Below are 770 nucleotides of genomic sequence, written 5' to 3'. Positions count from 1 at the left end.
CCCGCGCGCGCCGCGTCGAGCGCCGCATCGAGCACGCCGAGATCGTCGCCCTCGATCGCCGTCGCGTAGCCGCATGCGGCCGCGATGCCCGCGAACGACACGTATTGCGACACCGTGGCTTGCCCGCCCGTCGATTCATGCGCGCCGTTGTCGAGCAGCAGATGCACGAGGTTCGGCGGGCCGTACGCGCCGAGCGTCGCGAACGCGCCCATGCGCATCAGCGCGGCGCCGTCGCCGTCGAGCGCGACGACGGTCAGGTCCGGCCGCGCGAGCGCGAGGCCGAGCGCGAGCGGCGTCACGCAGCCCATCGAGCCGACCATGTAGAGCTGGTTCGGGCGATCGTCGAGCGCGTACAGCTCGCGGCCGCAGAAGCCCGTCGACGCGAGCACGACCGTCGAGTCGGCCGGCGTGCGCGCGACGATCCGCGCGAGCGCGTCATGGCGCGTCGGCCATGCCGAAGGCGCGGCCGCGCCGGGCGTCGCGCGCGCGGCGGCGTGCGCGCGGCGCTCGGGCATCGAGGCATGCTCGAGCGCGTGCGGCGCGACGCTGCCTTTCTGCATCACGAGCGCGTACGGGCGGCCCGTCGCGTCCATGTGCGCGATCGCGCGATCGAGCGCCGGGCCGATCGCGTCGGCCTGCGTCGGGAACGTCTCCCACGGAATTTCCATCGTGTCGAGCATCGCGGGCGTGATCGGGCCCATCAGCGCGTGCTGCGGCTCGTCGGGCACGCCCGGCTGGCCGCGCCACGTGACGATCAGGAGCTGCGGCAG

General features: G+C 74.4%; 1 protein-coding gene. It reads right to left on the bottom strand.

The genetic code is table 11. From position 1 onward, the window contains the following. Nucleotides 1-770: thiamine pyrophosphate-dependent enzyme (locus tag ACU8YE_RS23730; protein WP_446929778.1), on the bottom strand; the 770-nt coding region annotated here is incomplete at both ends.

The sequence above is a fragment of the Ralstonia sp. VS2407 genome (assembly GCF_052950655.1).
The sequence above is the reverse complement of the archived record's forward strand: the minus strand, read 5'-3'. Positions and strand labels throughout refer to the sequence as shown.